Origin of the sequence: Bradyrhizobium sp. AUGA SZCCT0158, from assembly GCF_018130065.1 — a bacterium.
Taxonomy (GTDB): Bacteria; Pseudomonadota; Alphaproteobacteria; order Rhizobiales; family Xanthobacteraceae; genus Bradyrhizobium.
Map to the genome: position 1 here is coordinate 1 of NZ_JAFCME010000006.1, position 21,671 is coordinate 21,671.

21 protein-coding genes are annotated in these 21,671 nt (G+C 63.0%); 15 read left to right on the forward strand and 6 right to left on the reverse strand.

What is annotated here, in order from left to right; all coding sequences use genetic code 11:
- Positions 1 to 126: 126 nt before the first annotated feature.
- Both JQ574_RS10260 and JQ574_RS10265 read left to right on the forward strand, forming a co-directional pair.
- Positions 127 to 1,386 carry an FAD-dependent oxidoreductase gene (locus JQ574_RS10260; protein ID WP_212208781.1) on the forward strand — a complete coding sequence of 420 codons (1,260 nt, stop codon included), beginning with the start codon at positions 127 to 129 and terminating at the stop codon, positions 1,384 to 1,386.
- A 193-nt stretch (positions 1,387 to 1,579) separates the two neighbouring features.
- Entirely contained in the window at positions 1,580 to 2,365 is a 786-nt protein-coding gene (locus JQ574_RS10265) for an outer membrane protein (RefSeq protein ID WP_212383476.1), read from the forward strand.
- A 92-nt stretch (positions 2,366 to 2,457) separates the two neighbouring features.
- On the opposite strand, the gene JQ574_RS10270 is transcribed toward JQ574_RS10265, so the two are convergent.
- The 4 genes from JQ574_RS10270 to parE all read right to left on the reverse strand — a co-directional run bounded on the left by JQ574_RS10270 (position 2,458) and on the right by parE (position 6,898).
- Positions 2,458 to 3,228 (reverse strand): SDR family NAD(P)-dependent oxidoreductase, encoded by a 771-nt coding sequence (locus tag JQ574_RS10270; protein WP_211994988.1) that lies wholly within the window; start codon positions 3,226 to 3,228, stop codon positions 2,458 to 2,460.
- Positions 3,229 to 3,265: 37 nt separating this feature from the next.
- The gene (locus tag JQ574_RS10275) at positions 3,266 to 3,451 is read right to left on the reverse strand and encodes a hypothetical protein (RefSeq protein WP_211994991.1); all 186 of its coding nucleotides are present in this window, start codon (positions 3,449 to 3,451) and stop codon (positions 3,266 to 3,268) included.
- 283 nt (positions 3,452 to 3,734) lie between these two features.
- A complete protein-coding gene (locus JQ574_RS10280) occupies positions 3,735 to 4,586 on the reverse strand; it encodes an outer membrane protein (protein ID WP_212208778.1) in 852 nt (283 codons plus the stop codon).
- Between the two features lie 254 nt (positions 4,587 to 4,840).
- On the reverse strand, positions 4,841 to 6,898 hold the full coding sequence (parE, locus tag JQ574_RS10285; protein WP_212208776.1) for a DNA topoisomerase IV subunit B: 2,058 nt from the start codon (positions 6,896 to 6,898) through the stop codon (positions 4,841 to 4,843).
- Between the two features lie 225 nt (positions 6,899 to 7,123).
- Between parE and JQ574_RS10290 the strand changes: the two genes are divergently transcribed.
- The 7 genes from JQ574_RS10290 (at position 7,124) to JQ574_RS10320 (ending at position 13,488) form a co-directional block, all read left to right on the forward strand.
- The gene (locus JQ574_RS10290; RefSeq protein ID WP_212208774.1) at positions 7,124 to 7,573 is read left to right on the forward strand and encodes a PEGA domain-containing protein; all 450 of its coding nucleotides are present in this window, start codon (positions 7,124 to 7,126) and stop codon (positions 7,571 to 7,573) included.
- 251 nt (positions 7,574 to 7,824) lie between these two features.
- The gene (locus JQ574_RS10295) at positions 7,825 to 8,355 is read left to right on the forward strand and encodes a DedA family protein (RefSeq protein ID WP_192740860.1); all 531 of its coding nucleotides are present in this window, start codon (positions 7,825 to 7,827) and stop codon (positions 8,353 to 8,355) included.
- 215 nt (positions 8,356 to 8,570) lie between these two features.
- Positions 8,571 to 9,560: an MBL fold metallo-hydrolase gene (locus JQ574_RS10300; protein WP_212208773.1), complete on the forward strand. Its 990-nt coding sequence runs from the start codon at positions 8,571 to 8,573 to the stop codon at positions 9,558 to 9,560.
- A 260-nt stretch (positions 9,561 to 9,820) separates the two neighbouring features.
- Positions 9,821 to 10,516, forward strand: a complete 696-nt coding sequence (locus JQ574_RS10305) for an FMN-binding negative transcriptional regulator (RefSeq protein WP_212208771.1) — start codon at positions 9,821 to 9,823, stop codon at positions 10,514 to 10,516.
- The gene (gene argC, locus JQ574_RS10310; protein WP_212208770.1) at positions 10,513 to 11,490 is read left to right on the forward strand and encodes an N-acetyl-gamma-glutamyl-phosphate reductase; all 978 of its coding nucleotides are present in this window, start codon (positions 10,513 to 10,515) and stop codon (positions 11,488 to 11,490) included. The genes JQ574_RS10305 and argC overlap by 4 nt, the downstream gene beginning before the upstream one ends.
- 194 nt (positions 11,491 to 11,684) lie before the next feature.
- Positions 11,685 to 12,278, forward strand: a complete 594-nt coding sequence (locus JQ574_RS10315) for a class I SAM-dependent methyltransferase (RefSeq protein ID WP_312014776.1) — start codon at positions 11,685 to 11,687, stop codon at positions 12,276 to 12,278.
- A gap of 4 nt (positions 12,279 to 12,282) precedes the next feature.
- On the forward strand, positions 12,283 to 13,488 hold the full coding sequence (locus JQ574_RS10320; protein WP_212208767.1) for an MFS transporter: 1,206 nt from the start codon (positions 12,283 to 12,285) through the stop codon (positions 13,486 to 13,488).
- Between the two features lie 23 nt (positions 13,489 to 13,511).
- On the opposite strand, the gene JQ574_RS10325 is transcribed toward JQ574_RS10320, so the two are convergent.
- On the reverse strand, positions 13,512 to 13,910 hold the full coding sequence (locus tag JQ574_RS10325) for an MAPEG family protein (RefSeq protein ID WP_212208766.1): 399 nt from the start codon (positions 13,908 to 13,910) through the stop codon (positions 13,512 to 13,514).
- Positions 13,911 to 13,981: 71 nt separating this feature from the next.
- Entirely contained in the window at positions 13,982 to 15,787 is a 1,806-nt protein-coding gene (locus JQ574_RS10330) for an alpha/beta hydrolase (RefSeq protein WP_212208764.1), read from the reverse strand.
- A 332-nt stretch (positions 15,788 to 16,119) separates the two neighbouring features.
- Here JQ574_RS10330 and JQ574_RS10335 point away from each other — a divergent pair, with 332 nt between their 5' ends.
- The 6 genes from JQ574_RS10335 (at position 16,120) to JQ574_RS10360 (ending at position 21,670) form a co-directional block, all read left to right on the forward strand.
- Positions 16,120 to 16,377 (forward strand): hypothetical protein, encoded by a 258-nt coding sequence (locus JQ574_RS10335; protein ID WP_249119242.1) that lies wholly within the window; start codon positions 16,120 to 16,122, stop codon positions 16,375 to 16,377.
- A 279-nt stretch (positions 16,378 to 16,656) separates the two neighbouring features.
- Positions 16,657 to 17,877, forward strand: coding sequence for an LL-diaminopimelate aminotransferase (locus tag JQ574_RS10340; protein ID WP_212208762.1), 1,221 nt, complete (start codon positions 16,657 to 16,659; stop codon positions 17,875 to 17,877).
- Positions 17,878 to 17,956: 79 nt separating this feature from the next.
- A complete protein-coding gene (locus tag JQ574_RS10345; protein ID WP_212208761.1) occupies positions 17,957 to 19,276 on the forward strand; it encodes a homoserine dehydrogenase in 1,320 nt (439 codons plus the stop codon).
- Positions 19,277 to 19,384: 108 nt separating this feature from the next.
- Complete coding sequence (gene glpX, locus JQ574_RS10350; protein WP_192740849.1) at positions 19,385 to 20,383, forward strand: class II fructose-bisphosphatase; 999 nt, start codon at positions 19,385 to 19,387, stop codon at positions 20,381 to 20,383.
- An 11-nt stretch (positions 20,384 to 20,394) separates the two neighbouring features.
- Positions 20,395 to 20,844 (forward strand): GNAT family N-acetyltransferase, encoded by a 450-nt coding sequence (locus tag JQ574_RS10355; protein WP_212208760.1) that lies wholly within the window; start codon positions 20,395 to 20,397, stop codon positions 20,842 to 20,844.
- A 106-nt stretch (positions 20,845 to 20,950) separates the two neighbouring features.
- Positions 20,951 to 21,670, forward strand: coding sequence for a haloacid dehalogenase type II (locus JQ574_RS10360; protein WP_212208757.1), 720 nt, complete (start codon positions 20,951 to 20,953; stop codon positions 21,668 to 21,670).
- Position 21,671 lies beyond the last annotated feature (1 nt).

Here is a 21,671-nt window from a genome sequence, read left to right on the forward strand (position 1 = left end):
CGATTTCGAGTCCGCTGAACTTCAGATTCGGGACACTAGAGCCCCGTTCCGATTCCATCGGAACGGAAAAGGCTCTAATCCAGCCGGCGTCGTCCGATTGAGCTACATTCCGCTCGGAGGTCGATCATGGACGCAAGCAGTTTTTCGCGGCAGCCCGCGGGGCGCACGATGAAGGTCCGCTGCTGCATCGTTGGCGGCGGGCCCGCCGGCATGATGCTCGGATATCTGCTTGGCCGCGCCGGGATCGATGTCGTGGTGCTGGAAAAGCACGCCGACTTCTTTCGCGATTTTCGCGGCGACACCGTGCATCCCTCGACCCTGCAGGTGATGGACGAACTTGGATTGATCGACGGATTTCTCAAGCTGCCGCATCAGCGGCTGCAGAAGATGGAGGGGTTGTTCGGCGGCGCAACGGTCCGGCTCGCCGACCTCAGCCGGCTCAAGGTGAAGTACCCCTTCATCGCCTTCATGCCGCAATGGGATTTTCTGAATTTCCTGCGCGAGAGCGGCAAGCGGTTTGCCTCGCTCAAAGTGATGATGAGCACCGAAGCAACCGATCTCATTGAGGACGGCGGCCGCGTCGCGGGCGTGCGCGCGGAGACGCCGGAGGGCATGCTCGATATCGAGGCCGATCTCACCATCGCCTGCGACGGCCGCCATTCACTGGTGCGCGAGCGCGCGGGCCTTGCGACCGAGGAAATCGGCGCGCCGATGGACGTGCTGTGGTTCCGCGCGGGAAAAACGGCAAATGAAACCGAAAGCGTGTTTGCGCGTGTCGAGCCCGGCAGGATGATGGTGACGTTCGATCGCGGCGACTACTGGCAATGCGCCTATATCATCGCCAAGGGTCAGTACGACGCCGTCAAGGCGAGGGGCCTGCCGGCACTTCTGGACGACGTCGCGCGGGTCGCGCCGATCCTCAAATCCGGTCTTGCTGACGTCAAAAGCTGGAATGACGTCAAGCTGCTCACGGTTGCGATCAACCGTCTGACGCGCTGGACGCGGCCCGGCTTGCTTTGCATCGGCGATGCCGCGCATGCGATGTCGCCGATGGGTGGTGTCGGCGTCAACCTCGCGGTTCAGGACGCGGTCGCGACCGCCAATCTTCTCGCGGCCAAGCTCGTGAACGGCTGCCCGCCGGAGGACGAGCTGGATGCGGTGCGCCGGCGCCGCGAATTCCCGGTGCGGATGACGCAGCGGATGCAGGTCGTGGCGCAAGACAACATCGTCAGCGCCGCGCTGAAGGGCGGCAATCAGCCGCTGAAAGCGCCACTTGTGATGCGGCTGATCACGGCGGTGCCGTGGCTGCAGGGCATCACGGCGCGCTTCATCGGGCTCGGCGTCCGGCCCGAGCATGTGCAGTCGCCGGCATCTGCGGAATACTGAACAAGCTGGCTGCGGCCACTACATCACGCGGTGAGTCTGTAGCGGCCCCGCCACAGTAAGTGACAATCCGTCTGGTTCGCGACGTTGTAGCCCTCGCAGTGCCCACGGCGACAAGCCTGGTGCCAGCAGGGACACGTCAGGATTTCGGTTGTCGATGTACGCTCCCCAATTCTGATAGAGGGGATTATTCAACGTGAAGAAACTGGTACTCGCAGCTTCGATCCTTGCCGCCAGCGTGGCGAGCGCGTTCGCCGCCGACATCGCGGCTCGCCCGTACACCAAGGCACCCGTTGCACCCCCGGTTATCACCTATGACTGGTCCGGTATCTATATCGGCGGCGCGGTCGGCGGCGGATGGGCCACCACCGATGGCGTTCTCTACAATGCTTTTCCCGGCGCTCTCTGGAGGACGGATAGCCAGAGTCGGTTGATCTACGGCGGCTTTGCCGGAATCCAGAAGCAGTGGGGCAGCCTTGTTGTCGGTATCGAAGGCGGCTGGAATGGCTTGGACAATGGCTTCAACAACACCGCTGGCACTGGCGTTTTCGGCCAAGGCTGCATTTACGGCGGTGGGGCGTCGTGCCAAAGCCGCATCGATGATATCGGCTACCTCGGCGGCCGGCTCGGCTATGCCTGGAATCGCTTTATGGTGTACGGCCAGGGCGGCTACGCTCGCGCTGACATCGATACCCGGGTCTACCTCCCCGCGGCCAACCTTGCGATCGCGGCGGCCAGCGCCGCTCATGACGGCTGGTATGCCGGCGTCGGCGGCGAATACGCGGTTCTGGACAACCTCGTTCTCGGCATCGACTACAAGCACTACGAGTTCGACAGCGAGCGGCACAATTGTAACCGGGCTGTGGTCGGCTGCACCGTGGTGGACCTCCGCAATGTCTCGGCGAAGGTCGATGCGGTGATGGGGCGGGTGAGCTTCAAGTTCAATCCGTGGTCGACCGGACCGGTCGTCGCCAAGCACTGAGAAGCCAAGTACTGAGGATCACGACCTGCTTTAAAAAGCCCCGGCATGCCCGGGGCTTTTCGTTGCGGAAGTGTTTCAGTGTGACGTCGGTGCTATCCCATGACCGAGAAACCACCGTCGATCGGGATCGCGGTGCCGGTGGTGAAGTCGGACGCGGGCGAAGACAGAAACACCGCAATGCCGGCGAAATCGTCGATCACGCCCCAGCGTGCCGCCGGCGTGCGCGCCAGCACCTTGTCGTGCAGCCCGTCGATCTGCGCGCGGGCGCCCCTGGTGAGATCGGTATCGATCCAGCCCGGCAGCACCGCGTTGACCTGGATGTTGTCCGGGGCCCAGGCCACGGCGCAGGCGCGGGTGAACTGCACGATGCCACCCTTGCTCGCCGCGTAAGCCGACGCAAAGCTGGCGCCGAAGATCGACATCATCGAACCGATATTGATGACCTTGCCGCCGCCGGCTTGCTTCATCGCAGGGTAGACCGCCTGCGAGACCAGGAAGGCGCTGGTGAGGTTGGTCTGGATCACGCTGTTCCATTCGGCGAGATCGAGCACGTGCGGCGGTTTGCGGATGCTGATGCCGGCATTGTTGACGAGGATGTCGATCCGGCCGAGTTCGCCGGCGACGCGCGCGGCCATCGCATCGACCGCCGCCTTGTCGGTGACATCTGCGACCACCGAAATGGCCTTGGCGCCGCTGCGCGCGAGCTCGGCGGCTGCGGCAACCGATTTGGCTTCATTGCGCCCGACGACCGCAATCGCTGCACCGGCGTCCGCCAGACCGCGGGCCATGCCGAGCCCGATGCCGCCATTGCCGCCGGTGACGATGGCGACCTTGCCGCTGAGATCGAAAAGTTTTGTTTTCATTGTTGTTGTCCCATTGTTGTTGTCGACAGAGCCGCGATCAGCTCTTGCCTTGCCAGATCAGGATCAGGCCGACGGCGCCGAGCACGGCACCATAGCCCGCCCATTGCAGCTGGTTGATCATGAAGCTCGATTGCGGCCAGGTGATCGCGCCGGTGCCCTGGCCGATCCAGAGCAGGCCGACGGCGAGCGCCAGAAAGCCAACGATCAAGAGCAATCTGGCCATGAATACTCCCGCTGCCGCTTTCGAACGGCGTGACCGGCGCCCCGGGAAACCATTGCCGGACCGACCGAAGCTTTCGATCGAATACAATGCAGACGGCTTCGGCAAGGGCGGAGATGATCAGGGGATTGGTGATCGGGGGGGCAAGTGCGCCGCGCCTACCTGCGACTAGAGACGGCCACTGCAGGGGGCAGCAGTAGCATCGGTGCAGCAACGGATTGACGCTACCAGGCACAAAAAAGCCCCGGACGATGCCGGGGCTTTTGAGTTGATCAATCGGGAGAGATCAGTACCGCGTAGCTGGGGCACCCCAGTTGAAGCGGTAGACCAGCGAAGTGCTGATGGTCTGCACCCACGGCTCGTGGGTCACTGCCCCGCCGGTGAGCGCTGCTGATCCAGGAACGAACACGTTAGTGGGTGCGAACCGCGTGGGGATCGTGGCCCGGTCATAGTACGCGCTACGATATTCGGTTTTCATGAACCAGCCGGGGGCAGAGATACCGAAAATGTCGAGGTTGTTTTCGACACCGCCGCCAATAAACCAGCCATGTCGATCAAAAGAACCTGTGGTCGTTTGGGCGGCGAAAGACCCTGCGATGCCGCCAGCAGCCACAGGAAATTGCGTAGTGCCCGACCATTCAGAACCCGAGTAACCAGCATTGACGTAGGATAGCACGTTCGGTGCAACCAAGTAACCCAACCGCGCGCCAGCTGCGTAGCTGGTCCGGAGCTTCAGGGTGCCTTCGGTGCCGAAAAGAGGATCGCTCAAGGAACCTTCCAGTTCGCCAAACTGAGCGTCGCCGAAAATACCGGCCACCCACTTGCCTGCGAACTGCACGTCATAACCGCCGCCGACAGTTCCGAACCATCCGGAACCGCCATGGCGCACATCACGGGTGAGCGCGGTACCGGCTGGTCCGAAAGCTCCCAGAGGTCCGACCACGCCGGTGCTCACTGCATTGCTGTCAGCAGACCACAGGCCGCCGCCGCCACCGCCGAAGATGTAGAAACCGGTCCAGTTGTAGATCGGAGCCAGGGGGGGCGGAGCCTTGGTGTACGGACGAGCCCCGAGGTCAGCGGCCGAGGCCGATCCGGTCATCGCCGCTACCGCAGCCAGAGCGATCGCTAATTTCTTCATTGTCCAAACCCTCAATCTTAAGCGTCGTAACCGACCGCCCAAATGGTGCGCTTGCACCGATTCCCGAAACCCAGTGTCAGGACTATACGCAGTTCCACCCAAAATGCTGTTGCGGGGACAACACACCCGCCCGAAAACGATTTGAGGGAAAGCGCCTGAAAAATAGGCAAGATCAGGCGCGCACGGGGTGAAATAGGCCGAAAACGGCCCGCAATCGGACAAACGACGTGCCGTCGCCGAGGTCGCCCCGGAGGTCAGACGTCCAGCAGATCCTCGCTGGCAAACTCCGCCTTGTCGGTGATGAAGGCGAATCGGGCCTCGGCTTTGGTGCCCATCAGCCGCTCGACCGAATCGGCGGTGCCTTCGCGGTCGTCGGCCAGCAGGACCACGCGCAGCAGGGTGCGCTTGGCCGGGTCCATCGTGGTTTCCTTGAGCTGCGCCGGCATCATCTCGCCAAGCCCTTTGAAGCGGCCGACATCGACCTTGGCATTGGCGTTGAATTCGCTTTTGAGCAGCGCGTCCTTGTGGGCGTCGTCGCGGGCGTAGACCGTCTTGGCGCCGTGGGTGAGCCGATAGAGCGGCGGCACCGCGAGATAGAGGTGGCCCTCGTCGATCAGCCGCGGCGTCTGCCGGTAGAAGAAGGTGATCAGCAGCGAGGCGATATGGGCGCCGTCGACGTCGGCGTCGGTCATGATGATGATGCGGGAATACCGCAGGTCTTCCTCGCGGTAATGCGCGAGCGTGCCGCAGCCGATCGCTTGCATCAGGTCGGAGAGCTGGGCGTTGGCGGTGAGCTTGTCCTTGCCGGCGGAGGCGACGTTGAGGATTTTTCCGCGCAAGGGCAGCACGGCCTGGGTCTTGCGGTCGCGCGCCTGCTTGGCGCTGCCGCCGGCCGAGTCGCCCTCGACGATAAACAGCTCGGAGCCTTCGGTCGCGGTGTTGGTGCAGTCGGAAAGCTTGCCGGGCAGGCGCAGCTTCTTCACCGCGGTCTTGCGCGACGTCTCCTTCTCGGCGCGGCGGCGCAGCCGCTCGTCGGCACGCTCGACGACGAAATCCAGCAGCTTGTTGGCCTGCAGCGGATTGCCCGACAGCCAATGGTCGAACGGGTCCTTGATCGCCTGCTCGACGATCTTCTGGGCCTCGGCGGTGGCGAGGCGGTCCTTGGTCTGGCCCTGGAATTCCGGTTCGCGCACGAACACCGAGAGCATCACGGCCGCGCCCACCATGACGTCTTCCGAGGTGATCGGTGCGGCGCGCTTGCCCTGGCCGATGCGCTCGGCGTGATCCTTCAGGCCGCGCAGCATCGCGCTTCGCATGCCGGATTCGTGGGTGCCGCCGTCGGGCGTCGGCACGGTGTTGCAATAGGAGGAGAGGAAGCCGTCGGCGTCCGCCGTCCAGGCCACCGCCCATTCGCAGGCGCCGTGGGCGCCGTTGCGCCCCGATTTGCCGGAGAAGATATCCGGGTGCACCAGCGTGTCGGCATGGATCGCGGCGCCGAGATAATCCTTCAATCCTCCGGGGAAATGGAATTCGTCCTCGGCCGGCACCTCTTCGATGCCGCGCAGCAGTTCCGGATCGCAGCGCCAGCGGATCTTCACGCCGCCGAACAGGTAGGCCTTCGAGCGCGCCATCTTGAACAAGCGTTGCGGCCTGAAGGCGGCCTTGGCGCCGAAAATCTCGGTGTCGGGCTTGAAGCGGATGGTGGTGCCTCGGCGGTTGTTGATCTTGCCGAGTTCCTGCAGCTTGCCCTTGGGATGACCACGCTCGAAGGTCATCTTGTAGAGCTTTTGTTCGCGCGCGACCTCGACCTCGAGGAGCGAGGAGAGGGCGTTGACGACGGAGACGCCGACGCCGTGCAGGCCGCCCGAGGTCTCGTAGACCTTGGAGTCGAACTTGCCGCCGGAATGCAGCGTACACATGATGACTTCGAGCGCGGACTTCTTCGGAAACTTCGGATGCGGATCGACCGGAATGCCGCGGCCATTGTCGGTCACAGTCAGGAATCCGTCCGCGCTCAGCGTAACCTCGATAAACGAGGCATGCCCGGCGAGCGCCTCGTCCATGGAGTTGTCGATGACTTCGGCGAACAGGTGGTGCAGCGCCTTTTCATCGGTACCGCCGATATACATGCCGGGCCGGCGGCGGACCGGCTCAAGCCCCTCCAGCACCTCGATATCCGCTGCGGTATAGCCGGCTTCGGCGCTGCCGGATTTGGCGGCGACCTTCAGCGAGGCGCGGCCCTTCGGTTCATCGGCTCCGAACAAGTCGTTGGCGGTTTTGCTTTTAGCAGATGTTTTCAATGGTTTGGGCATGGTTCTTCATGTGATGCGCGCAACTTGGCGCCGCGAATCGGTCTGTCTGACTATGCCACGGATGGGCTTAAAAAGTGACGGCCGGGGCCAAGGCAGAGCGCTTCTGTCGGGCGCAGCAATGACTGGAACTTCCACGGTTAACAATGTCTAAACGTAGGTGAGGCGCCGGCTTGCTTTCAGCCCAAGGTTGCGTGATGGTCGCGGCGGGCCTGGGGAAAATAATCAATGATTAGGCTGGTTTTGGCGGCGGCAATCGCGCTGCCCTGTGTTGGCTGCGCGTCGGTAACGCGTGGAACGACAGAGAATATTTCCATCTCGAGCACGCCGGCAGGCGCGACCGCCGAGATATCGGGACTGGATGTTCCCACCGCCTGCGTGACGCCGTGCGTGGTTCAGGCCAAACGCAGCGCCGACATCATCGTGACAGTGAACAAAGAGGGGTATGAACCGCAAATCATTCCTCTCACCAAGGAAGTTCCCGCCACCGGCGCCGCAGGCTTCGCCGGCAACGTTCTGCTTGGCGGCGTGGTCGGCATAGGGGTGGATGCCGTTACCGGCGCGGCGCTGGATCACAAGCCAAACCCGGTCATCGTGACCCTGCAGCCGCTCTCGCCGGCACAACCCCGTCCGGCAAAGCCTCGACCGCCTAGGCGGCCGCCGCCGCCGCAGAGCTAAGCTCTGGTCGTTCCGGCCATTGATACCTGGTGCATGATCGCCGCGAACCGCGCCCTTACCGATTTTGTGGGGAAATTCCCCGTTTTGGGTAGGGAAGGCGGGCGGGGGGGGCGCGAGCGGGCGTTGAAATCACGCCCAGTGTCCGCCTTTGTGACTTGAAGTCACGCAACGGGCTGGCGTACCTGTTCCAAGGCCATGGGCCCGCGGGTTTGATTCAATGGCCGGATTTGGGGCTGGAAGGCGTTTAAGGGATGCAAGATTTTGCGCGCGCCCTGGCTGATTTCGTGCGCGATCATCAGGCCTGGGCAGCACCGATTGTGCTGCTGCTGGCGTTCGGCGAATCGCTGGCGTTCGTTTCACTGGTCGTTCCGGCCTGGGGGGCTCTGGTCGCGATCGGCGCCCTGATGGGCGTCAGCGGCATCAACTTCTGGCCGATCTGGATCGCCGGCGGCATTGGGGCGGGGCTCGGCGACTGGGTCTCCTACTGGGTCGGCTTCAAATACAAGGAGCAGGTGGCCCAGATCTGGCCGCTGTCGCGCTATCCGGAAATCCTGCCGCGCGGCGAGGCTTTCGTGAAAAAGTGGGGCGTGCCCTCGATTTTCATCGGGCGGTTCTTCGGACCGTTGCGGGCGTCGGTGCCGCTCGCCGCCGGCATTTTCGAGATGCCCTATTGGCCATTCCAGATCGCCAATTTCGTCTCCGCGCTGGTCTGGTCGGCAGCGTTGTTGCTGTTTGGCGACGTGATCGCTCACATTATCGAATGGGTGTGGCGGTTGTTGTGAACGCAGACGCTCGCGCTGCCGGAATAAGCCGGCGGGGGCAGGGGTTAGCTCTCATGATGGGGAACACCGGGCTTGCCTGCCGTCGCACCGCCTCATCGCGTTAGCATTGAAACGCTGATAGAAGCGGCGGCAACCAGGCCGAGAATCACACGGACACGTCAACAAAGCGGGAAATCCCGCGAACCGCATTCATCGTCTCACTGGGAGGACATCACATGGATTTGACACGACGTCACGCACTCGCTGGAGCTGCGGCTCTCGCTGCTTCGCCTCTGTTGCCCAGCATGCCGGCCAAGGCGGCCGCGCCGGTCGCCGAGAAGCAAGCGCCGAGTTTCTATCGTTACAAGGTCGGCGACGCCCAGGTGAACGTCATCTCCGACGGCGTCAACAACTTCGCGCTGGGCGACACATTCGTGCTCAACGTCAAGAAGGACGAAGTCAACGCCGCGCTCGAAAAGGCGTTCATGCCGAAAGACAAGATCAGCATCCAGTTCGCGCCGCTCGTGATCAATACCGGCGGCAAGCTTGTCGTCATCGACACCGGCAACGGCCCGGGCGCTTTCGCCTCGAGCAAGGGCAATGTCGGACAGTTCGCCAGCAACATGGTCGCCGCCGGGCTCGACCCCAAGGCCGTCGACATGGTGGTAATCTCGCACTTCCACGGCGACCACATCAACGGCCTCTTGACCGCGGACAACGTGCTGGCATTCCCGAATGCCGAGGTGCTGGTGCCGGCCGCCGAGTGGAAATACTTCATGGACGACGGCGAGATGGGCAAGCAGACCACGGAGCGCATGAAGGGCGTGTTCGCCAACGCGCGCCGCGTGTTCGACGCCGGGCTGAAGAAGAAGGTCACGCCTTACGAAATGGGCAAGGACGTCGCCCCCGGGCTGCAGGCGATGGCTACCCACGGTCACACGCCGGGCCACACCTCGTATGTCCTGTCGTCCGGTTCGGACAAGGTCTTCATCCAGTCCGACGTCACCAACCTGCCGGCGCTGTTCGTCACCAATCCGGGCTGGCACCTGATGTTCGATCAGGACCCGGCCATGGCAGAAGCCACCCGCCGCAAGGTCTACGACATGCTGGTTGCCGACAAGATGCGGGTCCAGGGCTTCCATTATCCGTTCCCGGCCAATGGCTTTGTCGAAAAGGACGGAACTGGATACCGGCTGGTGCCGGCGCCGTGGAATCCGGTAATCTAGCTCGTCTGCTGACCGTTGACCAAAGGCCGCCCTGGGGCGGCCTTTGTGTTTTGGCTTGACCCTGAAACCGGGCGGCCTTATGGCCCCGCCATGATCAACGCTTCGACCAGCCTCATCGCCCGCCGCCGCCGCATTCTCGCGGTACGGGCGGTTGTCTGCGTTTAAGATCATCGCCTCTGCCGCCGGATACGATCCGCGGCTCTTTCCCTTCAAGACACGCGGTTTGATCTGGCGGCTCCTACGTCAAGCAGGAGTTTGAAATGTATACGCCGCCTCCGTTCAAGCCCGACCGTGCCGCCAGCCTGGCGTTTGCGGAAGCGCGCGGCTTTGGCCTCGTCTGCGCGTGGGATGGCGCCAAGCCGATTGCCTCGCCGCTGCCGTTCTATCTCGGCTTTGCCGATGACGGGACGCCGCGCGCGCTGTTTCATGTTGCCCGTCATAATCCACTGGTAAAGCTCGCCGGCGGGACCTCGTCCTGGCTGCTGGCCGTCAACGGCGCGGATGCCTATGTATCGCCCGACTGGTACGTCTCGCCCGATCAAGTGCCGACCTGGCTCTACCAGGCCGTGCACCTGACAGGCACGGTACGGGCACTGTCCGACGACGAACTGGCCGAGCAGATCGATACGCTCAGCGCCAAGTTCGAAAACAGGCTGTTGCCGAAGAAGCCCTGGTTGTCGTCGAAGATGACGGCCGGGCGGCTGGACGCCATGAAGAAGGCGATCGTGGGTCTGGTGATGACGGTTGAGGAAATCGAGGGCAGCTTCAAATTGAACCAGCACAAATCCGACGCGGACTACTCAGCCATCAGCAATGCGCTGGCGTCACAGGGTGACGCTGATGCAGCCGGGATCGCAGGACTGATGCGCGAGGCGCGCCCGCAAGCCTTCATGACCGACATTACCGACACAGCAGCAGCGAACGAAACGACGACGCTTGAAAGGAACGCGCCATGACCCTGACCGATATCAAGCCGCACACGACCGGCGACACCAGGAAGCCCACCATCTTTGTCGATGGCGCGTCCGGAACGACGGGCCTTGGCATTCAGGAGCGGCTGCGCCTGCAGGGCGACGTCGCGCTCAAGAGCATTGCCGAGGACAAGCGCAAGGACGCCGGAGCCAAGCGGGCGCTGATGGAGGAGGTGGATCTCGTGATCCTCTGCCTGCCGGACGATGCGGCGAAGGAAACCGTGGCGTTGATCGACGGCATGGGCGCCAAGGGACCCAAGGTGCTCGACGCCTCGACGGCGTTTCGCGTCGCGCCCGACTGGACCTATGGTTTTGCGGAACTCGCGCCTGACCAGGCCGACAAGATCAAGGCGGCACGGAAGGTCTCGAACCCGGGCTGCTATCCAACAGGCGGGATCGCCCTGCTGCGCCCGCTCGTGGACGCGGGACTGCTGCCGTCGGACTATCCCGTCACCATCAATGCGGTCAGCGGTTATTCCGGCGGCGGCAAGTCGATGATCGAAAGTTTCGAAGGCGGCACCGCGCCGTCCTTTGAACTCTATGGTCTCGGCTTCGAGCACAAGCATCTGCCGGAGACGCAGCTGTACTCACGGCTCACGCGGCGGCCGATATTCGTTCCGTCGGTCGGCAACTACCGGCAGGGCATGCTGGTGTCGGTGCCGTTGCATCTCGACGCGCTTCCGGCCAAGCCCGATGGCGCGGCACTCCATGCCGCGCTGGCCAAGCGCTACGCCGGCAGCAAATATGTTTCCGTGATGCCGCTCGAATACGCGACGTCAAAAACCGGACGGCTGGAACCCGAAGCGCTCAACGAGACCAACAAGCTCGAGCTCTACGTGTTTGCAAGCCAGCAGCATCCCCATGCCGTTCTCGTCGCGCGTCTCGACAATCTCGGCAAGGGCGCCTCCGGAGCCGCCGTGCAGAACATGCGGCTGATGCTGGGGTTGGCCGACAGTTAGGCCCAAAGCGCCTTACGCTCACGCAGGCATCACGCTATCAGCGCGATGCCGGCGCTGCCGCCCGTTCGGCCGTCGGGGCTTGCGAGCGCATCCCAGAACCGCAGAATCCATAGTTGCGTCCGGCGAAGGCAGGTCTACTGTTTTTACTGCAACACGCGGCTGATGCTGGGCCTCGCCGATTGCGAGAGGGATTCGTGGACGAGGCGACGCTTCAATTCTACCGCGGCCATGCCGAGGCTTACGCGGCGCGCGAGATCACCTCGCGTCGGGCAAGGCTGGAGGCGTTCCTTACGCTGCTTCCACCTGGCACTGCCATTCTCGAACTCGGATGCGGCGCCGGCGGCGACACCGCGGAAATGCTGGCGCGGGGCTTCGACGTGTCGCCGACCGACGGATCGCCGGAAATGGCTGAGGTGGCGTCGCGCCGTCTTGGCCGCCCGGTCGGGACGCTGCTGTTTCATGACATCGACGCAGTCGGGACCTACGACGGCGTGTGGGCCAATGCCTGCCTGCTGCACGTTCCGCGCGATGACCTGGCGCAGGTGCTGTCGCTGATCTGGCGCGCGCTGAAACCCGGCGGCGCTTTCTTTGCCAGCTTCAAGACCGGTGACGCCGAAGGCCGCGACACGCTAGGCCGCTACTACAATTACCCGTCGCCTGATTGGCTGCGCGAAACCTACGCCAGCGCGGGCAACTGGAATTCGCTTGAAATCGAGACCGGCGAGGTCATCGGCTTCGACAACCAGTGGGCCCCGATGCTGTTTGTCGTGGCCCGGAAAAGCCTCTGATCTGATGATCCCCGAGTCCGGCAAGTCAATGTTCCGCGTCCTGGTCGTTCTCGCGATTACGCAGGTCATCGGATGGGGCACGATCGGACTGCTTGCGGTCGTCGGCGGGCAGGTCGCCGCCGATCTTCACATGGACATCTCGGCGGTGTTTGCCGGCAACTCGATCTTCTATGTCCTGATGGGTCTGTGCGCTCCTGTCTTGGCAAGGCCGTTCACGCAATTTGGTGCCCGCCGGGTGATGATCGCGGGAGCCATCATCGGTGCGCCGGGCTTCGTTTTGCTGTCGTTCGCGCAGGGCCCGATACAGTTTTTCGCGGCGTGGGTGATCCTCGGCGCGGCCGGCAGCGCCACGCTGGCCACCGCCGCCTACATCTTGCTCAACGAGATCGCCGGGCGGGATGCGAAGCGTGGCATCGGCGCCATGATGCTGGTGACCGGGCTTTCCAGCAGTGTTTTTTGGCCTACCACATCGTTTCTGTCAGACGTTGTGGGCTGGCGTGGAACCTGTCTGGTCTATTGCGGCATGCTGCTGCTTTTGTGCCTGCCGCTGTATTATTTCGGATTACCGCGTCGACCCGAACGGGCCGGTGAAGCTGTCGCCACGGCGTTGCCGGCGAGCGCGTCGCCGATCGTGTTGAAAAGCACCTTCTACCTGATCCTGGTGGCTCTCGCGTTCAATGCGTTCGTTTCCTTCGGATTCAGCGCCGTCTTGATCGAGCTTCTGAAAGCGGAGGGCCTGTCGCCTGCGACGGCCGTTACCTTCGGCTCGATGCTTGGCGTGATCCAGGTCAGCGCGCGGGGACTCGATTTCCTTGGTGGCGGGCGGTGGGACGGGATCACGACGGCACTGTTTGCCGGCTCGGCCATTCCCGTGGCGATGTTGTTTCTGATGATCGGCGGCGGATCGCATTGGGCGATCGCGGCCTTCATTCTGCTGTACGGCATGGGCAGCGGCGCGTTCGCGGTCGCCCGTGCGACCATACCGCTGGTGTTCTACGACCAGGCCGAATTCGCCAAGGCGACCTCGCGGCTGGCGTTGCCGTTGAATATCATTTCCGCAGCTTCGCCCCCGCTTCTCGTCGGCCTGCTGACGAATTTCGGCAGCAACGCGCTGCTTGGCGTTGCCATGGCATGTTCGTGCGGGGCTCTCCTGATCCTGCTTCGGCTCAGGAAGCTTCGCCCGGCGACCCCTGCGATTGCCGCGGGCTGATCGGGATGCGGGGGGGCCCGCGATCAAAGCACCTGGAAGATCGCCAGCGCCAGCACGGCCTGCGCGAGGAAGCCGACGGTGAAGGCGAGGGTCCGGAACACCGGCAGGCCCAGCGTGTAGACGATCAGATGCGCGACGCGGGACCAGAAATAAACCATGCAGGCCATCACGGTCCATTTGGTGGAATAGTCGGCCAGGTTGAGGATCAGCACCAGGGGGGCGAAGATGATGAGGTTCTCGACCGCGTTGTCATGCGCGAACATCAGCCGGTTGGCCCATTCCGAATGCGGCTTGTCGTTGCGCGAGGGATTGGCCATGGCGCCGGAAAGGCCGCGGATCTGACAGCGGTTGATGATGTAGGGGACCCACAGCAGGCCGGTCAAAATCACCGTCAGCGCAAGCCAGAACAATTCACGCGTCATGGTTTCCCCCTCATTCGATTTTCGAATCCCGATACGGGATATCAGCTTATAGCCAACCCCGCGGGCTTGCGCTACGCGCGGACCCGAACGTAGCTGCCGGGCGCATCCTCGATCGGCGGCATCGCCTCGGAGCCGACCGCGCGCGCGGGCACCACCTCGGCGTCGAGGCCCTCCAGCCATTGACGCCAGTCCGGCCACCACGATCCCTTGTGCTCGGTGGCGTTTTTGAGCCACTCGGCCAGCGTGACGTCCTTGATGTTGTCGTTGGTCCAGTACTGATATTTTCCAGACACCGGCGGATTGACCACGCCGGCGATGTGGCCGGATCCGGACAGCACGTATTTGACCGGCCCGCCGAAGAACTGCGAGCCGTACAGCACCGAATCCGCGGGCGCGATGTGATCTTCGCGCGTCGCCAGATTATAAACCGGCACCTTCACCTTCGAGAGGTCGAGCAGCGTGTTATCAAGCACCATGCTGCCGGTGGACAGCCGGTTCTCCAGGTAGCAATTGCGCAAGTAGAAGGAATGGTTGGCTGCCGGCATTCGCGTCGCGTCCGAATTCCAGTGCAGCAGGTCGAAGGAGGAGGGCGGTTGTCCCTTCAGGTAATTGCTGACGACGTAGGACCAGATCAGGTCGTTCGAGCGCAGCATGTTGAAGGCCATCGCCATCTTGCTGCCTTCGAGCACGCCGGCTTCCTGCATGTCGCGCTCGAGCGCCGAGATCTGGCCTTCGTCGACGAACACAAGTAGATCGCCGGCATGGGTGAAGTCGACCTGGGCCGCAAAGAACGTCGCCGAGGTGACGCGCACGCGGCGCTTTTCGGCGAGCCACGCCAGCGTCGAGGCGAGCAGGGTGCCCCCGACACAATAGCCCGCGGTATGAACCTTCATCTCGCCCGTGACCTTTTCGATGACGTCCATCGCGGTCAGCGGTCCCTGCCTCATGTAGTCGTCAAACGTCTTCTTGCCTAGTTCCTTGTCCGGATTGACCCAGGAGATCACGAACACGGTGATGCCCTGATCGACGCACCATTTGATGTAGGATTTTTCCGGCTTGAGATCGAGGATGTAGAATTTGTTGATCCAGGGCGGCACGATCAGCAGCGGCGTGCGCAGCACGGTCTCCGTGGTGGGCGTGTACTGGATCAGCTGCATCAGTTCGTTCTGGAAGATCACCTTGCCCGGCGTCGTCGCCATGTTGACGCCGACCACGAGGTTGGTGGGATCGGACTGGCGGATGCGCAGCGTGCCGCGGCCGGCTTCGATGTCCTCGGCCAGCATCTTCATGCCGCGCACCAGATTGTCGCCGTTCGACGCCAGCGTCTCGCGCAGCACTTCCGGATTGGTGAAGACGAAATTCGACGGCGAGATCGCATTGCTGATCTGCTGAACGTAGAATTCGGCCTTCTTGCGCGTGTGCGGATCGATGCCTTCGGCGTTCTTCACCAGTTCCTGCGCCCATTGCGTGGTGAGCAGGTAAAGCTGCATCACGAAGTCGAAGAACTTGTTGGTCTTCCACTCCGGATCCTTGAATCGCTTGTCGCGCGGCGACGGCTCGATCGCGGGCGGGGCCTCTTCGCCGGCCATGCGGCGCACCGTCGAGCCCCAGAGATCGAGATAGGCTTTGGCCATCTTGACCTGCAGATCGGACGCCCGCTCCTTGTCCGAAAGCCAGTATTCGGCGACCGTGCTGAAGGTTTTGATCACCTCGGCGATCTCATTCGGCGGTTTGTCCTTCAGCTCACCGTTTTCGCGCGGCTTCAGGTAGGCCGCGAGCGCCTGGCCACTGCTCTCCATGGCCCTGGCGATGTTCATGGCGAAGGCTTCAGCGTTGAAGGATTTCGCAGCGTGGATTTCGGTGTTAACGTCGGTCATGTCAGGGACACTATAACTTCATTTCGAGTTCGTCACCGCGCCTGACGGCGGCGGTAGTATTGGGTTAATCCTGTTGCACTGCGATAAAATTTCTCCGTTCGGACACATTGAAGCCGCACCGCTTGAGTTACCTGTTCTGGCTTTAATCGTTTCGGGCGACAATGGTTTGAAGGGTTGCGGAGAATTTGACGCAACTCGACGACCCGGCGCGCTGCAAGGCGCATACCAACAGCTCTTGCCAACGCGCACTTTGCAAACGATGTAAGGCGACGGGACAGATATTGGGGACTTCCGGACGGATGCCGGTGGATCGGATGATAAGGCTGTGGTCGATGGCCGCGCTGTTCGCAACCGCGCTCGCGGTCAGCGGCTGCTCGACTTCGATCGCGGATTTGCCAGGTGTCGGCGTGCCGGGCGACGCGCCCGCGCGTCCGAAGGAAGCCGGGGGCTACCTGCCGGTCCACGACCTGCCGCCGGAGCGCGACGAGGCGGTCATCAAGCCGGCGGAGCAGGCCAAGATCGAGGCCGAACTGCGTGCCGCGCGGGATCGCCAGGCGGCCGCGGCCGCAGCAAACCCTGCCGCCAAATAAGCTGTCTGTTTTTTAAGCGTTTCGTGACGCGATCCGGCTACCGCCCCCAAATGAGTCCCGGCAGGCTTTCGCTTGAAAACGCTATAGTCTCTGGTGCTGCGGGACGCCCGTGCTAAAAGAGCCTTAATTCAACCGCATCACGGTCCGGCACTCAGGATACTGCGCCTGAATTCGCTCTAAATCATTGATTGAGCGCGAGTTTTGGACGGAGCCGAACTCGGCTTCGAAAACCGCAGATTCTACCGATTCTGTCCCGCTGGTCGTCGGAGCAAGGGTCCCATGGAAGATTTCTACCGCATCCGCCGTCTGCCGCCTTACGTGTTCGAACAGGTCAACCGGGCCAAGGCGGCCGCGCGGAACGCGGGTGCCGACATCATCGACCTCGGCATGGGCAACCCGGATTTGCCGACGCCGGCCCATGTGATCGAGAAGCTGAAGGATACGCTGGGCAAGCCGCGGACCGACCGTTATTCGGCCTCGCGCGGTATTACCGGGCTCCGCAAGGCGCAGGCCGGCTATTACGCGCGCCGGTTCGGCGTCAAGCTCAACCCGGAAAGCCAGGTCGTCGCGACCCTGGGCTCCAAGGAAGGCTTTGCCAATGTGGCGCAGGCGATCACCGCGCCCGGCGATGTCGTGCTGTGCCCCAATCCGAGCTATCCCATTCACGCCTTCGGCTTCCTGATGGCGGGCGGCGTGATCCGCTCGGTACCGTCGGAGCCGACGCCGCAATTCTTCGAAGCGGTGGAGCGCGCGATCATCCATTCGATCCCGAAGCCGATCGCGCTGATCGTCTGCTATCCCTCCAATCCGACCGCCTATGTCGCCGACCTCGATTTCTACAAGGATCTGGTGGCGTTCGCGAAGAAGCACGAGATCTTCATCCTGTCGGATCTGGCCTATGCCGAAGTCTATTTCGACGACAAGAACCCGCCGCCCTCAGTGCTGCAGGTTCCCGGCGCGATCGACGTCACCGTCGAATTCACCTCGATGTCGAAGACGTTTTCGATGGCGGGCTGGCGCATGGGCTTTGCCGTCGGCAATGAGCGGATCATCGCCGCGCTGGCGCGGGTGAAATCCTATCTCGATTACGGCGCGTTCACGCCGGTCCAGGTCGCGGCCACCGCCGCCTTGAATGGCCCGGATGATTGCATTCGCGAAATGCGCGACACCTACCGCAAGCGCCGCGACGCGCTGGTGGAAAGTTTTGGCCGCGCGGGATGGGATATTCCGCCGCCGGCCGCCTCGATGTTCGCCTGGGCGCCGCTGCCGAAAGCCTTTGAGGGCGTCGGCAGCATGCAGTTCGCCACCCTGATGGTGGAGAAATCGGGCGTGGTGGTGTCGCCCGGGGTTGCCTTCGGCGAGCACGGCGAGGGCTATGTCCGCATCGCCATGGTGGAAAACGAGCAGCGTATTCGCCAGGCCGCGCGCGGCGTGCGGCGCTTCCTTGAAAGCGGCATTGAAACGTTGCACAACGTGGTTCCTCTCGCCAACCGGCGGTAGGCATGATCCCGAAAAGCGGACTTCCGGTTTTCGGAACCAGATCGTGCTTGGTTAGCTCTCTTCGGCAGGTTTTTTGGTCATGGTCGCACCCCTGAAAGTGGGCATCGCGGGGCTCGGCACTGTTGGCGCCGAAGTCGTCCGCCTCATCGAAGCACAGGCGCGCACCCTATCGGCGCGCAGTGGACGCGGCGTGAAGGTCGTCGCCGTCACCGCGCGCTCCAAGGTGAAGAAGCGCAAGCTCGATCTGCGCGGCATCGAATGGGTCAAAAGCCCGCTGGCGCTGGCCAATCACCCCGGCATCGATTGCTTCGTCGAACTGATGGGCGGTTCCGGCGATCCGGCGCTGTCGGCGATCGAAGCCGCGCTCAAATCAGGCAAGTCGGTGGTGACCGCCAACAAGGCGCTGATCGCCAAGCACGGCGTGCGGCTGGCGAAAGCCGCCGAGAAGCATGGCGGCGCGCTGAACTACGAGGCGGCGGTGGGGGCTGCGATCCCCGTCATCAAGACCCTGCGCGAGGGGCTGGCCGGCACGTCAGTCAATCGCGTCTATGGCATCCTCAACGGCACCTGCAATTACATCCTGACCCGGATGGAGCAGGAGGGCCTGTCGTTTGCCGAATGCCTGAAGGACGCGCAGCGGCTCGGCTATGCCGAGGCCAATCCGTCGTTCGACGTCGATGGCCACGACACCGCCCAAAAGCTTGCGATCCTGGCCAGCCTCGCGTTCGGCACGAAGGTTGCACAGAGCGCGGTGTACGTCGAAGGAATCTCCTCGATCGCGCCGGAAGATCTGCGCGCCGCTGAGGAACTCGGCTATCGGGTCAAATTGCTTGGGGTCGCGGTGCGGACGGCGAAGGGTATCGAACAGCGCGTGCATCCGACCATGGTGCCGAAATCCTCCTCGATTGCGCAAGTCATGGGCGTCACCAACGCCGTCACCATCGACGGCGAGGGCATTCCGCCGATCACACTGGTCGGCCCGGGCGCCGGAGGTGCGGCTACCGCGTCCGCCGTCGTTGCCGACATCGCCGATGTCGCGCGCGGGATTCGCGCCAATCCGTTCGGACGCCCGGTTGAGCGCCTGCGCGCGACCACAAAAGCGCCGATGGAACGCCATGAGGGCGGCTATTATATCCGCCTGATGGCGCGCGACCTCGCTGGAACCGCTGCCACCATCGCGACCCGTCTGGCGGAACAGAAGATATCGCTGGAATCGATCGTACAGCGTCATCCCGACGGCGTTGACGCCAACGGATCGACCAAGAAAACGTCACCGGTTCCGGTTATTCTGATTACCTATGCAACCTCGGAAGATGCGGTCTATCGTGCGCTGGAAGCGGTGCAGCGCGACAAGGTGATCAGCGGCCGGCCGCAGGTGATACGGATCGAGAAGAACTAGCGCGCAATCCCCCGGGTCGCGCACACGCGCGATCCCCAGATTGTGCGCCACAAGAAACTGATATGCGGACCGAATGGTGCGCTGTGAAGACTCAAAGGAGTGCTTGGTATGTCGACCCATATTTCCGTTCCGCCGCAGCTGTTGCTCGAGCGCATTCTTACGCTTGAAATCGTGCGGGTAACGGAACGCGCTGCGGTTTCGGCCGCGCGTTTGCGTGGCCACGGCCAGGAAAAGGCGGCCGACCAGGCTGCGGTCGACGCGATGCGGCGCGAACTCAACAAGCTGCCGATCGAAGGCACCATCGTGATCGGCGAGGGCGAGCGCGACGAGGCGCCGATGCTGTTTATCGGCGAGAAGGTGGGCCTCAACGCCGGCCCGCAGGTCGACATCGCCGTGGATCCGCTCGAAGGCACCACGCTGTGCGCCAAGAACATGCCGGGCGCGATCGCGACCATGGCGATGGCCGATGGCGGCACGCTGCTGCACGCGCCCGACGTCTACATGCAAAAGCTCGCGGTCGGTCCCGGTTACGCCAAGGGCGTGGTCGAACTTGACGCTTCGCCCGCCGACAATGTGCGCCGGCTCGCCAAAGCAAAGGGCGTCGATCCCGCGGCCATCACCGTGCTGGTGCTCGATCGTCCGCGCCACGCCGACATCATTGCCGGCGTTCGCAGCACGGGCGCCGCGGTGCGGTTGATCACCGACGGCGACGTCGCCGGCGTAATCCATTGCGCCGACCCTGACAATACCGGCGTCGACATGTATATCGGCACGGGCGGTGCGCCCGAGGGCGTGCTGGCAGCAGCGGCGTTGCGCTGCATCGGCGGCCAGATGCAGTGCCGCCTGATCCTCGACTCCGAGGAAAAGCGCGAGCGCGCCCACAAGATGGGCGTCACCGATCCCAAGATGATTTACGGCATCGAGGACATGGCGCGGGGCGACTGCCTGTTCGCGGCGACCGGCGTTACCACCGGTTCCCTGCTCTCCGGCGTCAAGTTCCGCAAGGACGTCATCGAAACCGAAACCGTCGTGATGCGTTCGGTCACTGGTACTGTCCGCTACATCAAGGCCGAGCACCGGCAGCTGGACAAGTTCCACCTCGACTGAGGAACATGCATATGGCTGGAGAAATCATCATCCGGCCGATCGGCGAAGACGAACGCGCGGCGTGGAATCCGCTGTGGGACAGCTATCTCGCCTTCTACAAGACGGCGCTGACGCAGGACGTCAGCGATCTTGCCTGGTCGCGGTTTCACGATCCGGACGAGACGATGTTTGCGCTCGGCGGCTATGTCGATGGCCGGCTCGCCGGGTTCGCGCACTACCTGTTCCATCGCTCGACCTGGGCGCCGAAGCGATACTGTTACCTCGAAGATCTGTACGTCGCGGATGACGCGCGCCGCCATGGGCTCGGGCGTGCGCTGATCGAGGCGGTGTATCAAAAGGCCGAGGCGGCGGGGGCAAGCCGGGTCTATTGGCTGACGCAATCCAGCAACGCGCAGGCGCGTGCGCTCTACGACAAGGTTGCCGACAATCTCGGATTCATCCAATACCGAAAGGTGATTTAGTCGTCGTCGTTCCGGGGCGCGAAGCGAACCCGGAACCTCGAGATTCCGGGTCGCATGTTCGATGCGCCCCGGAATGACAACAACAACAAAAAAACAGGGAGCAAGCATGTCCGATATTTCCGCCGTCAAGGCCCTGGTGTTCGATGTGTTCGGCACCGTCGTCGACTGGCGCAGCAGCCTGATCGCGGATTTTACAAAGTGGTCCGAGAAGCGCGGCATCGAGGCGGACTGGACCGCGCTCGTTGACGGCTGGCGCGCGGTCTATTCGGCCTCGATGGATGAAGTGAGAAAGCATCCCGAACGCGGCTACATGATCCTCGACACGCTGCACCGGCAATCGCTGGAAAAGCTGGTCGCGCAGCTCGGCATATCAGGCCTCGACGACGCCGATTTGCATTACCTCACCATGGGCTGGCACCGCCTGCATCCCTGGCCGGACAGCGTCGCCGGCCTGACGCGGCTGAAGACAAAATACATCATCTCGCCGCTGTCCAACGGCAACGTCGCGCTCTTGACCAACATGGCGAAATTCGCCGGCCTGCCGTGGGACCTGATCATGTCGGCCGAACTGTTCGAGCACTACAAGCCCGATCCCGAAACCTATCTCGGCGCGGCAAAACTGCTGTGTCTGCCGCCGGAGCAGGTGATGATGGTCGCCGCGCATAACCAGGATTTGAAAGCCGCGCAGAAGTACGGTTTGAAAACCGCCTTCGTCGCGCGCCCGACCGAATACGGCCCCCTGCAGAAATACGATTTCGAAGCCACGGGCGACTGGGACATTGTTGCGAAGGATTTTGGCCGCATTGCAGACAGGATGGGCTGTTAGC

Coding starts and splice junctions, on each gene's coding strand:
- JQ574_RS10260 (WP_212208781.1), top strand. CDS start 127: ATGGACGCAAGCAGTTTTTCGCGGCAGCCCGCGGGGCGCACGATGAAG.
- JQ574_RS10270 (WP_211994988.1), bottom strand. CDS start 3,228: ATGAAAACAAAACTTTTCGATCTCAGCGGCAAGGTCGCCATCGTCACC.
- JQ574_RS10275 (WP_211994991.1), bottom strand. CDS start 3,451: ATGGCCAGATTGCTCTTGATCGTTGGCTTTCTGGCGCTCGCCGTCGGC.
- JQ574_RS10280 (WP_212208778.1), bottom strand. CDS start 4,586: ATGAAGAAATTAGCGATCGCTCTGGCTGCGGTAGCGGCGATGACCGGA.
- parE (WP_212208776.1), bottom strand. CDS start 6,898: ATGCCCAAACCATTGAAAACATCTGCTAAAAGCAAAACCGCCAACGAC.
- JQ574_RS10290 (WP_212208774.1), top strand. CDS start 7,124: ATGATTAGGCTGGTTTTGGCGGCGGCAATCGCGCTGCCCTGTGTTGGC.
- JQ574_RS10295 (WP_192740860.1), top strand. CDS start 7,825: ATGCAAGATTTTGCGCGCGCCCTGGCTGATTTCGTGCGCGATCATCAG.
- JQ574_RS10300 (WP_212208773.1), top strand. CDS start 8,571: ATGGATTTGACACGACGTCACGCACTCGCTGGAGCTGCGGCTCTCGCT.
- JQ574_RS10305 (WP_212208771.1), top strand. CDS start 9,821: ATGTATACGCCGCCTCCGTTCAAGCCCGACCGTGCCGCCAGCCTGGCG.
- argC (WP_212208770.1), top strand. CDS start 10,513: ATGACCCTGACCGATATCAAGCCGCACACGACCGGCGACACCAGGAAG.
- JQ574_RS10320 (WP_212208767.1), top strand. CDS start 12,283: ATGATCCCCGAGTCCGGCAAGTCAATGTTCCGCGTCCTGGTCGTTCTC.
- JQ574_RS10325 (WP_212208766.1), bottom strand. CDS start 13,910: ATGACGCGTGAATTGTTCTGGCTTGCGCTGACGGTGATTTTGACCGGC.
- JQ574_RS10330 (WP_212208764.1), bottom strand. CDS start 15,787: ATGACCGACGTTAACACCGAAATCCACGCTGCGAAATCCTTCAACGCT.
- JQ574_RS10335 (WP_249119242.1), top strand. CDS start 16,120: ATGGCCGCGCTGTTCGCAACCGCGCTCGCGGTCAGCGGCTGCTCGACT.
- JQ574_RS10340 (WP_212208762.1), top strand. CDS start 16,657: ATGGAAGATTTCTACCGCATCCGCCGTCTGCCGCCTTACGTGTTCGAA.
- JQ574_RS10345 (WP_212208761.1), top strand. CDS start 17,957: ATGGTCGCACCCCTGAAAGTGGGCATCGCGGGGCTCGGCACTGTTGGC.
- glpX (WP_192740849.1), top strand. CDS start 19,385: ATGTCGACCCATATTTCCGTTCCGCCGCAGCTGTTGCTCGAGCGCATT.
- JQ574_RS10355 (WP_212208760.1), top strand. CDS start 20,395: ATGGCTGGAGAAATCATCATCCGGCCGATCGGCGAAGACGAACGCGCG.
- JQ574_RS10360 (WP_212208757.1), top strand. CDS start 20,951: ATGTCCGATATTTCCGCCGTCAAGGCCCTGGTGTTCGATGTGTTCGGC.